The 11177-nt window shown below is 73.2% G+C and carries 11 protein-coding genes; 9 read left to right on the top strand and 2 right to left on the bottom strand.

The window, feature by feature from the left end; translation table 11 throughout:
- From QJ852_15730 to QJ852_15705, 6 genes are all read left to right on the top strand, one after another.
- Entirely contained in the window at nt 1-1659 is a 1659-nt protein-coding gene (locus QJ852_15730; protein WGX94601.1) for a hypothetical protein, read from the top strand.
- Between the two features lie 68 nt (nt 1660-1727).
- Nucleotides 1728-1859, top strand: coding sequence for a hypothetical protein (locus QJ852_15725; protein ID WGX94600.1), 132 nt, complete (start codon nt 1728-1730; stop codon nt 1857-1859).
- Nucleotides 1860-1965: 106 nt separating this feature from the next.
- Complete coding sequence (locus QJ852_15720) at nt 1966-2730, top strand: glycosyltransferase (GenBank protein WGX94599.1); 765 nt, start codon at nt 1966-1968, stop codon at nt 2728-2730.
- Entirely contained in the window at nt 2730-3977 is a 1248-nt protein-coding gene (locus QJ852_15715; protein WGX94598.1) for a glycosyltransferase family 4 protein, read from the top strand. The genes QJ852_15720 and QJ852_15715 overlap by 1 nt, the downstream gene beginning before the upstream one ends.
- 15 nt (nt 3978-3992) lie before the next feature.
- Complete coding sequence (locus QJ852_15710; protein WGX94597.1) at nt 3993-4964, top strand: DUF3068 domain-containing protein; 972 nt, start codon at nt 3993-3995, stop codon at nt 4962-4964.
- A gap of 19 nt (nt 4965-4983) precedes the next feature.
- On the top strand, nt 4984-5790 hold the full coding sequence (locus QJ852_15705; protein WGX94596.1) for a methyltransferase domain-containing protein: 807 nt from the start codon (nt 4984-4986) through the stop codon (nt 5788-5790).
- Here QJ852_15705 and QJ852_15700 read toward each other — a convergent pair.
- On the bottom strand, nt 5775-6494 hold the full coding sequence (locus QJ852_15700) for a class I SAM-dependent methyltransferase (protein ID WGX94595.1): 720 nt from the start codon (nt 6492-6494) through the stop codon (nt 5775-5777). The two genes, QJ852_15705 and QJ852_15700, sit on opposite strands and share 16 nt — an antisense overlap.
- Before the next feature lie 9 nt (nt 6495-6503).
- Nucleotides 6504-7337: a class I SAM-dependent methyltransferase gene (locus QJ852_15695; protein ID WGX94594.1), complete on the bottom strand. Its 834-nt coding sequence runs from the start codon at nt 7335-7337 to the stop codon at nt 6504-6506.
- Between the two features lie 147 nt (nt 7338-7484).
- Between QJ852_15695 and rpsA the strand changes: the two genes are divergently transcribed.
- The 3 genes from rpsA (at nt 7485) to QJ852_15680 (ending at nt 11129) form a co-directional block, all read left to right on the top strand.
- The gene (gene rpsA / locus QJ852_15690) at nt 7485-8966 is read left to right on the top strand and encodes a 30S ribosomal protein S1 (protein WGX94593.1); all 1482 of its coding nucleotides are present in this window, start codon (nt 7485-7487) and stop codon (nt 8964-8966) included.
- A gap of 109 nt (nt 8967-9075) precedes the next feature.
- On the top strand, nt 9076-9747 hold the full coding sequence (locus tag QJ852_15685) for a cadherin-like beta sandwich domain-containing protein (protein ID WGX94592.1): 672 nt from the start codon (nt 9076-9078) through the stop codon (nt 9745-9747).
- Entirely contained in the window at nt 9675-11129 is a 1455-nt protein-coding gene (locus QJ852_15680; GenBank protein ID WGX94591.1) for an aryl-sulfate sulfotransferase, read from the top strand. Before QJ852_15685 ends, QJ852_15680 begins: the two co-directional genes overlap by 73 nt.
- The last annotated feature ends 48 nt before the right edge of the window (nt 11130-11177 follow it).

Raw genomic sequence — 11177 nt, 5'->3', positions numbered from 1 at the left:
GTGAGGAGGCCGGGGTCCGACCTCGCGGTGACCGCGGCGATCACGCTGCTCGTCCTCGGCCCGCTGCTCGTCGGCGGCGGCTACTGGCTGGTCGGCGACATGGTGTTCGTCCCGCACCAGCCCTGGAAGAGCGCCTGGCTGGGCCTGGACGGCTCGCTGCCGCGCGCGGTGCCGATGGACGCCCTCGTGTCGCTGGCGACGCACGTCGTGCCGGGCAGCGTCGTCCAGCGGGTGCTGCTCGTCGGCGGCTTCGTGGCCGGTGGCCTCGGCGCCGCGCGGCTGGTCGCCGACCAGCGCTGGTACGCCCGCGCCGCCGCGATCACCCTGTTCTGCTGGAACCCGTGGGTCTACGAGCGGCTGCTGATCGGGCAGTGGGCGATCCTCCTGGGCTATCTGCTCCTGCCCTGGGTGGCGCGCGCCGCGCTCCGGCTGCGTGCGGACCCGCGCGACTGGGGGCCGACCGCGGTCATGCTCGTCCTGTCCGGTCTGTGCAACCCGTCGAGCGGCGTGATGGCGGTCGGCGTCCTCGCCGTGCTCGCGCTCGGCCGGGACCGCCGGACCTGGTGGCGGGTGGCCGCGCTGGCCGTCGGCGCGAACCTGACCTGGGCGCTGCCCGCACTGACCGCGACCACCGCCCGGGTGACGACCGACGGCGTCTTCCAGGGCTTCGCCGCGCGCGCCGAGTCCGCGGCCGGTACGGCGGCCAGCGTGCTGTCCCTCGGTGGCATCTGGAAGACCTCCATCGTGCCCGCCGAGCGCACGAGCGCGGCGCTGGTGCTGCTGTCGTGCCTGCTCAGCCTGGTGGCGCTGGCCGGGCTCGCCCGCAGCGGCCCGGACCGCCGGCGCTGGGCGCTCCTGGGCGGCGCGGCGCTCCTCCTCGCGCTCGTCCCCGCCCTGCCGGGCGGCAGCGACCTTCTGGAGCGGCTGGCGGACGGGCTGCCGGGCCTGGCCCTGCTGCGCGACTCGCACCGGTTCCTGGCGCCGCTCGGACTGGTCCTCGCGGTCGGGTCCGCGCACGCGGTCGCGGCCGTGCGCGAGCGGATCCGGCCCGCCACGACGGCGCTGTGGAGCGCCGTGGCGCTGGGGGTCGTCGCGCCGCTCCTGCTCCTGCCGAGCCTGGCGTGGGGCGCGCTCGGCGAGTTGCAGCGCTCGTCGTACCCGGAGGCATGGACGGAGGTCGCCGCGCTCGTGGGCCCCGACGACACCACGATCGTGCTGCCGTGGGTGGGTTCCTACCGCGGCTACGCCTGGAACCACCGCCGTGCCGTCCTCGATCCCGCGCCCCGGCTGCTGCCCGGCGAGGTGCTCATCGACGACCGCGTGCTGCTGGGCGGTGACCGGGTGGTCCCGCCCGAGGACCCGCGCGTCGTGGCGGTGACCGGTGCCCTCGCCGCGACCGATCCCGCGGCGGCCCTGCGCGCCCTCGGGGTGCGCTGGGTACTCGTCGAGCGGGGCATGGGCGCCTTGGAGGTCCCCGACGGTCGGATCGTGTACGACGGGGGCGGGCTGCGGCTGGTCGACCTGGCCGCCGGCGGCACCGTGACGGAGGTCACGAAGGACGTCGGCCGCGCGCGCCAGATCCTCCTGTGGTTCGGACATACTTGCGCGATTCTTTTGCTTTTGGCCGGTGCCGCATGGATACTCCCGAGTAGGGAGTAACGGGCATCACATTCATGACAGTCATGGGGACTGATGCTCTGTGCCGGTCTTTGGGAGGGGACCAGCGCATGAACACGATCATTGCCACTGTGGTGGGGGCTCTCGCCTCGACCGTCGTCCTCGTCGCCGGCGTCAATGCCGCGCAGGGTGAGCACAAGCCCGTCAGCAACGAGAAGCTCTACAGCTACGCCGACCAGTAGGTCGCCCTCGCTCGTGTCCCCGTGACGTCCTGTCACCCGGGTGCGCGGGCTCGTCGTACGTCCTCCGCGAGGGGGGCGGGTTGAGCAGACGGCTTGGGAGGGTCCGATGCTGCAGATCGTCATTCCGGCGTACAACGAGGAGCGCCGGCTGCCGCGCACACTGCGCGAGCTGCGTCGTCATGTGACGGCACATCGCGGGGTGCTCGGCCGCGTGGAGGTGCTGGTCGTCGACAACGCGAGCACCGACCGCACCGCAGAGGTGGCGCGGGCCGCCGACTCGCCCGCGCTGCCGGTCCGGGTGGTGCGCTGCGCGCGCCGGGGCAAGGGCGCCGCCGTCCGGGCCGGCCTGCTGGCCACCGACGCCGACCTGGTGTGCTTCATGGACGCCGACGGCGCGACCGGGCTCGACGCGATCGAGGAGGCCTGGCGGCACCTGCTGCTCGGCGCCGACGTCGTCATCGGGTCGCGGGCGGTCGTCGGGAGCGCGACGCAGGCGCGGCACTGCCGCACCCGCTCGCTCGGCGCGGCGGCGTACCGGCGCCTGGCCGGCCGGCTCGTGCCCGGCGTCGCCGACACCCAGTGCGGCTTCAAGGTGTTCCGGGGCAGCGTGGCCCGCCAGGCCGTGCGCGGCCTGCGCACCGCCGGCTTCTCCTTCGACGTCGAGCTGCTGGTCCGGCTGCGTGCGGCCGGCGCCGAGCTCCAGGAGATCCCGGTGACCTGGACCGACGTGCCGGGCTCCACGTTCGTGCCGTCCCGGCACGGGGCGGCAGCCTTCGCCGAACTGGCCCGGATCGCCTGGCGCTGCCGCTCGCTCGACCGGCCGGCGGCGGTGGGCGCGCCCACCCCCGTGGTCCTCGCGGGGAGCCACTGATGACCCGCCGCGAGCCCGGTCTCGCCGGTCGCCGCGTGGTCGTCGTCAACTGGCGCGACCTGGACCACTCGCTGGCGGGCGGGGCGGAGATCTACGCCTGGCAGTTCGCCCGGGCGCTGCGCGAGGCGGGCGCCCAGGTCCACTTCGTCACCGCCCGTGACAGTGCGGGTTCGGGCGGTCAGGCCGCGCGCGAGACCCGCGACGGCATCGCCGTACGCCGCGGCGGGGGTGCGCTGACCTTCTACCCGTTCGTGCTCGGGTGGCTGCTGCGCCACCGCCGCCGGATCGACGCCGTGATCGACCCCGCCTGCGGACTGCCGTCCTTCTCGCCGCTGGTCCTGCGCCGGACGACGCCGGCGCTGCTGCTGGTGCACCACGTCCACCAGGCCCAGTTCGCGGCGCACTTCCCGGCCCCGGTGGCCGCCTTCGGCCGCTGGATGGAACGGGTCGCCATGCGGCGCGTCTACCGGCACCAGGTCACCGCGGCGGTGTCCTCGTCGACCGTCGCCGAGATGCGCGAGCAGCTCGGCTGGACCGGCGACATCCGGATCCTCGAGAACGGCGCGGACCTGCCGCCCGCGGATCGGTCGGCCGCACTGCTGGACCCGGCGACGAAGGATCCCGACCGGATCGTCGTCCTCGGCCGGCTGGTCACCCACAAACGGGTCGACCTGGTGCTCGAGGCCGTCGGCCGGGCGCAGGCCCGCGCCGAGCTCGCCGGGCGACGCCTGCGCGTCGACGTCGTCGGCCGCGGTCCGGAGCGCGATCGGCTGGTCGCGCTGACCGCCGCGTCCGGCCTCGCGGACCAGGTCACCTTCCACGGCTTCCTGTCCGTGGAGGAGAAGGACGCCCTGCTGGCCCGGGCGGCGGTGCACGTGTGCGCCTCCGACGCCGAGGGCTGGGGTCAGGCCGTCATCGACGCGGCCGCCCACGGCGTCCCCACCGTCGCCCGTGACGTCCCCGGCCTGCGCGACTCGATCCGGCCGGGCGAGAGCGGCTGGCTGGTCCCGGACAGCACGGACCCGGCCACGGTCGTCGACCGTCTCGCCGAGGCGCTGACCGGCGCGCTGGTCGACGCCGACGACCCCGGGGTCCGGGTCCTGCGCGCCGAGGCGTGCGTGGCCTGGTCCCACAAGTTCGACTGGTCACAGATGCGCGCCCAGGCGCGCGAGCTGACCCTCCAGCTCCTCGGGCACGCGTCCACGCGGCCCGACCGTCACCACCCACGCGACCGCGTGGCCGTCTGAGAGGTTCCTCCGCCCATGCGCAGCAAGCTCGCCGCCGTGTCCGTCGGACTCGGTGTCTTCCTGATCGTGGCGGCCGCCCTGGTCCGCTTCTACGCCTACCCGGTGCTCGCCACCGTCCCGCCCGACTACGAGGGCGTCACGGAGCTGGAGGCCGAGGGCGCGGAGGTCTTCAACTCCGACCCCGACGTCCTCGCACCCGAGACCACCGACCTCGAGATCAGCTCCCGCACCATCGCCGACAGCGGTGCCGACGCGCCCGACGGCGTCGTGGTGTGGGTGAACTCCACCACCGTCAAGCGGGCCGACGGCACGATCTTCCAGCAGTCCCGCGAGCGGGCACCGTTCGACGGCACCAGCGGCGCGGCGGTCGACTGCGAGAAGTGCGACTCGTGGACCGAGGTCGCCGCCGGCGAGCGGGAGCCCGCCGTCCGGCAGGGCCAGATCTACAAGTTCCCCTTCGACACCGAGAAGAAGGACTACCCGGTCTGGGACGACAACGTCGGCGAGGCCGTGCCGGCGACCTACGAGGGCGAGGAGACTCTCGACGGGCTCACCGTCTACAAGTTCGTCCAGCGCATCGAGCCCACCGTGATCGAGGACCGCGAGGTGCCCGGTTCCGTGTTCGGCTCGCCGGAGGCCTCCGTCCAGGCTGAGATGTGGTACGGCATGACCCGCACCTTCTACGTCGAGCCCAAGACCGGCTCGCCGGTCGACCGGGTCGAGGATCGCGTCCAGGAGCTGCGCTACGACGGCGTCAGCGTGCCGGCCTTCACGGGCACCGTCCAGTACACCCAGGACCAGGTCGACGAGCTGGTCGACGACGCCAAGTCCAACGCGACCCTCCTGGGCGGCATGAAGCTGCTGTTCCCGGCCCTGCTGGTGCTGCTCGGTGCGGCACTGCTCGCCGCCGGCCTGTTCCTCGGCCGCGCCGCGCGCCGGGGCCGCGCCGACGCCGAGCGTCGGGACCAGGAGCTCGCCGGGGTCTGAGCACCCGCACAATCAGAGCATGCAGGAGATCAGGGAGCGGCTGCGCGCCTTCTACGACAGCCGGATCGCGCTGCCGATCCCCGACGACGGGCTGGTCCTCGACGTCGGCAGCGGCGACAAGCCGTCGTGGCGCGCCGACGTGCTGCTCGACCGCTACCCCGGCGACGCGTACGCCGGGCAGCGGTCGGGCAGCGGCCGCACCCGGGTCGACCGTCCGCTGTTCGACGCGGACGCGGCGGCGATGCCCTTCGCCGACGGGGTCTTCGACTACGCCATCTGCTCGCACGTGCTCGAGCACGTCACCGACCCGGTCGGGGTCGTGGCGGAGCTGACCCGGGTCGCCAAGGCCGGCTACATCGAGGTCCCGGAGGCGGCAGCGGCGAAGATCATCGACTTCCCCAGCCACCTGTGGTGGTGCCGCCTGGACGACTCCACCCAGCCGCCCACCCTGGTGATGGAGGCCAAGCAGGCGACCAGCTTCGACCCCGAGATCGACGCCTACCTGCGCCGCTCCGAGCTCGCCGACCCGGTGAAGCGACTGATCGACAGCCGCCACCACCACAACGTCATCGCCCTGCGCTGGCGGGGCACCCAGCCGGTGCGCACCGTGGGGACCCACGATCCCGACTTCGTCGAGCGCACCGTCAACGCCGAGGCGCATCACACCCGCGGCGGCGAGGCCTTGGTCGCCCGCGCGCTCACGGCGGTCCTGACCCGCGGCAGGCCGCGTCGTCGGACGCCGGTCGCGTACGACGACATCGTGCGCCCGGAGCTGCGCCGGGGTGACGGCGCCCTCCTCGAGCCCCGGATCTACCGCTTCGACTGATCGTCCGGGGGCCGGTGGGCGAGGAGCACCAGGCTGACGCCGGGAAGCCGCCCGACCGGGAGCGCCCGTTCGAGCGCGAGGGTCGCCCGCAGGCCGGCGTTGAGCACCGGGTGGACCTCCTCCATCTCGCTCTCGGCGGCGTGCTTGTTGCGCCGTCGGGCGCGCACCACCGGCCGGAGCAGGACGTTCCACGACCGGAGGTCGTCGATCACCAGACCGGCTCCGGTCGCGAGGTCGGCGAGCTGCTGTCGCTCGTAGCGCCGGACGTGTCCCAGCGCCACGTCGTGGCCGCTCCACAGGGCCATCCCGGCCGGCACCGCGATCAGCGCCCGACCCCCGGGCCGCAGCACCCGCACGGTCTCGCGGGCGACGGCCCGGTCGTCGTCGATGTGCTCCCAGGCGTCGGTCGACAAGACGAGGTCCACGGAGGCGTCGGCGATCGGGAGGACCCGGCCGTCGCCCTGGACGACCGGGATGCCCCGTCCCGCGGCGATGTCCGCGCCCGTGTCGGTGTACTCGACCCCGACCGCCCGCCACCCCAGCTCGCGGAGGACGGCCGTGTTGCCGCCCATCCCACAGCCGACGTCGATCGCGCTGCCCGCCGGCCAGTCGCGGACCGTACGTCGCACGAGCGCCCGCCGGGCGGCGTACCACCAGTGCCGGTGCTCGAGCGCGGCCGACTTGGCGATCTCCTCCGCATCCACGGGTTCACCCTAGGAGAGGTCGGCCCCGAAGATCGCCGTGCCCGGCGTCAGCCGGCCGCGTGTCCCGGACCAGCCGCCCCACAGCCGTTCGTGTCCCTCGGGCCACTCGGGCTCGAGCAGCGTGGTCAGCCGGAAGCCCGCCCCGGAGAGCAGCGCGACCCAGTCGCCGAGGGTGCGGTGGTGCTCGACGTACGACGTCGCGCCGGTCTCGTCGTCGACCTCGACGTAGGGCGTGCGGTCCCAGTACGACTGGGTGGCGGTCAGACCCTCCTCGCCCGGGTCGTCGGGGAACATCCAGCGGGTCGGGTGCGTGATGGAGAACGCGAACCGGCCACCCGGCCGGAGCACCCGCGCCGTCTCGGCGACCGCAACGGCGATGTCGGCCACGAACTGCAGGGCACCGAACGAGGAGAACACGACGTCGAAGCTGGCGTCGGCGAAGGGGAGCGCCGTCGCGGTGCCGCGCACACTCGGGACGACCACTCCGGTCGCCTCGTCGATGCGGCGCGAGTGCTGCAGCTGGCGGTGCGACAGGTCCAGCCCGATGGCGCGCCCGCCCCGGCTGCACACCCACCGCGAGCACTGCCCGGCGCCGGAGCCGACCTCGAGCACATCGCGGTCGCGGACCTCGCCGAGGATCCCGGCGAGCTCCTCGGTCAGTCCCTCCGGCCCCCAGACGAACCCGATGTCGCCGAGGAAGCCGCCGTGGGTGGCCTGGTACTCGTCGGCGTAGCGATCCCAGTCGGCGCCGTTGGCGCGCCGGGACTCCTGCTCGTCGGCCCGGCGCCGGTGGGCGGTGACGGGGGGATGGGGCCACGCCGTGATGTCCTGCAGGTCCTGCACCCTGCGAGGATAGTGCCCGCCGGTTGGACTCCCGCGACCGGCGGCGCGTACCCTGGAACGTCTGTGTGTCCACCTGCCCTCGTGCCGGTGGCCGCGCAAACGAACCGTCCCGACTACATCTGCCCATCTCAAGGACTGACCGACTACATGACGAGCACCCTCTCGACCCCCCTCTCGAGCCACTACGACGACAACGCGCCCCAGGTCGCGGTCAACGACATCGGCTCGGAGGCGGACTTCCTGGCCGCCATCGACCAGACCATCAAGTACTTCAACGACGGCGACATCGTCGACGGCACCATCGTCAAGGTGGACCGTGACGAGGTCCTGCTCGACATCGGCTACAAGACCGAGGGCGTCATCCCCTCGCGCGAGCTGTCGATCAAGCACGACGTCGACCCGTCCGAGGTCGTCCAGGTGGGCGACAAGGTCGAGGCTCTCGTCCTCCAGAAGGAGGACAAGGAGGGTCGCCTGATCCTGTCCAAGAAGCGCGCCCAGTACGAGCGCGCCTGGGGCACGATCGAGGAGATCAAGGAGGCCGACGGCGTCGTCGAGGGCACCGTCATCGAGGTCGTCAAGGGCGGCCTCATCATCGACATCGGCCTGCGCGGCTTCCTGCCGGCGTCGCTCGTCGAGATGCGCCGGGTCCGCGACCTGCAGCCCTACGTCGGTCAGACCCTCGAGGCCAAGATCATCGAGCTCGACAAGAACCGCAACAACGTGGTCCTGTCGCGCCGTGCCTGGCTCGAGCAGACCCAGTCCGAGGTTCGCCACGGCTTCCTCACCCAGCTCCAGAAGGGCCAGATCCGCAAGGGCGTCGTGTCCTCGATCGTCAACTTCGGTGCGTTCGTGGACCTCGGCGGCGTCGACGGTCTCGTCCACGTCTCGGAGCTGTCCTGGAAGCACATCGACCACCCGTCCGAGGTCGTCACCGTGGGCGACGAGGTCACCGTCGAGGTCCTCGACGTCGACATGGACCGCGAGCGTGTCTCCCTGTCGCTGAAGGCGACCCAGGAGGACCCGTGGCAGCACTTCGCCCGGACCCACCAGATCGGTCAGATCGTGCCGGGCAAGGTCACCAAGCTGGTTCCCTTCGGCTCGTTCGTCCGGGTCGAGGAGGGCATCGAGGGCCTGGTCCACATCTCCGAGCTCGCCGAGCGCCACGTCGAGATCCCGGAGCAGGTCGTCCAGGTCGGCGACGACGTCATGGTCAAGATCATCGACATCGACCTCGAGCGTCGCCGGATCTCCCTCTCGCTCAAGCAGGCCAACGAGACCGCTGCCGCGGCGGACGTCGAGGAGTTCGACCCGACGCTGTACGGCATGGAGGCCACGTACGACGACCAGGGCAACTACATCTACCCCGAGGGCTTCGACCCCGAGACGGGCGAGTGGCTCGAGGGCTTCGACGAGCAGCGTGCGAAGTGGGAGGAGCAGTACGCCAAGGCGCACGCTCGCTGGGAGGCCCACGTCAAGCAGCAGGCCGACGCCAAGCAGGCCGAGATCGAGGCCGGCGAGTCCAGCTCGTACTCCTCGGCCCCGGCCGAGGACAGCGGCAACGGCGGCGGCTCGCTCGCCTCCGACGAGGCGCTCCAGGCTCTTCGCGAGAAGCTGACCGGCGGCAACTGATCACCTGATCAGCCAGCAGCACAGCTCGAAGGCCCCGACCAGCCGGTCGGGGCCTTCGCGCTTCCCGGTGCCGGCTCAGATCGGGTCGTCCGCTGCCGATCGGCCCGCCATGCGTTCCGTCGCCCATCTGCTCTCCGCGGTCCTGCTCCCGGTCCTCCTGCTGGGGCTGATCGGTCTTCCCCCGGCGCCGGCCGGTGCCGATGCGTCGGCGCCCGTCGTCACGCTGGCCGTCGCCGGCACCGGTGCCACGCTGCGCCCCGGCTTCGACCCGGACGTGCGCCGGTACGCCGTGGCGACCACCGGTGCGACCGCGGGCCGGCTCACCATCACGGCCACGACCAGCGACCCCGCCGGCGTGATCCGGGTCGACGGTGTGGTGGTGAGCGGTCCGACCGAGGTGGCTGGTCTGGCCGACGGCGACGAGGTCTCGGTGATCGTCGATGACGCGGCGGGGCGTCGTACCTATGCGCTGGTCTATCTGCCGGCCGGATTCCCGGAGATCACCAAGGTCGTGGACGGACCCGGTGTCGCCGCCGGCCACGTCCTGGTCACCCTCGGCACCTTCGCGGCCGCGCTCGACCGCAACGGCGTGCCGGTCTACGTCCACGACTTCGGGCAGCCCGTCGCCGACCTGAAGCCCGCCCCGCACGGGCGCTACACCGTGATGCGGCGGCTGCCCGGGCCGGAGAGCGACTGGACCTGGTCGAGTTGGACGCCCAGCTGCGCGAGGTGGGGGTCTCGCGGACGGTCGGTCTGGTCAACACCGACAACCACGACGTGATCCTGCGTCCGGACGGCAGCCGACTGTTCGTCGCCTACGAGCCCGACCCCGACACCGGACTGGTCGACGCGGTCATCCAGGAGGTCGACGCCGCGGGGCACGAGGTCTACACCTGGGACAGCGGTGACCACGTCGACCCGGCCGAGACGACGGCCGGCGCGGCGAGCGACTGGGCGCACCTCAACTCCATCGAGATCCTGCCCGGGGGCGATGTGCTCGCGTCCTTCCGCCACCTGAGCGCCGCGCTGCGCATCGCCTGGTCCGACCACAGCGGTCACCAGCGCGGCGACGTGGTGTGGCGCCTGGGCGGCCGGCGGAACGACTTCGACTTCGTCAACGACCCGCTCGGCGGGCCGTGTGCCCAGCACACCGTCAGCCGGCTGCCCGACGGGCACCTGCTCGTCTTCGACAACGGCTCGGTCGCCCTGGGCGCCACGCCGTCGTACTGCCTCGACCCCGCCGACCGTCTCGGCCCGACCGTGAACCGGGCGGTGACCCGGGTGACCGAGTACGCGCTCGACGAGACCGCGCTGACCGCGACCCTGGTCCGCTCCTGGGAGCACCCGGACCGCTTCTCCTACTTCGCCGGCTCGGCCCGCCGGCTCGCGGGTGGCAACACGCTGGTCAACTGGGCGTCCTCCCGGGAGGCGCTGGTGAGCGAGGTGGCGCCCGACGACAGCATCGTGTGGGAGCTCGCGGCACCGAGCGTGCTCAGCTACCGCGCGGAGAAGGCGGAGGTGCCGGACCGGATCGGACCGACGGTCGGGCTCACGCTCCCGGACGGGGGGATCGGCGGCGGTGCTGTCTACGAGACGGGCGACACCGTCGTGCCCCGGGTCCGGTGCACCGACCGCGGGGGATCGACGCTGCAGTCCTGCACGCTCTCGGCCCCGGCCCTGGCCACCGGTACGCCGGGGGAGCAGGTCGTCACCGCGACCGCCATCGACGGCGCCGGCAATGTCACCACGGTCCGGCGGGCGTACACCGTCCTCGGGGCGCAGCCGGCGATCGCCGTCCGCGCGCGAGGAGCCTGGCGCACCACGCGGACCCTGCGGCTCCCGCACCGCGGCGACGTGCGGCGGGCGGTGCTCCGGCTGACCAACACCAGTGCCCGGCCGGCGGTGCTCACGCTGCGCGGCTCACGCGCCGGGTCGGCGTACCGGGTCCGCTATGTCGTCGCGGGACGCGACGTCACGGCCACGGTCCGGGCCGGCACTTGGCGCACGCCGCTGCTGGCGCCGGGTCAGGAGGCGCGGGTCAAGGTCGTGGTGACCCGGCGCGGCGTGCGGGCGGTGCCCCGGCGCACGGTGCGGGTGGTGGCCGGGCGCTCGGGCGCCCCGGCCTCGGAGAGCTCGCTGGTGCTGGGCCTGCGGTCGCGGTGAGCCGCCGCCCGGTCGTCGGGCGCGGTGCGGCCGGCGGCGAGCCGGTCG

It is taken from the genome of Nocardioides sp. L-11A, from assembly GCA_029961745.1.
Taxonomy (GTDB): domain Bacteria; phylum Actinomycetota; class Actinomycetes; order Propionibacteriales; family Nocardioidaceae; genus Nocardioides.
The sequence above is the reverse complement of the archived record's forward strand: the minus strand, read 5'-3'. Positions and strand labels throughout refer to the sequence as shown.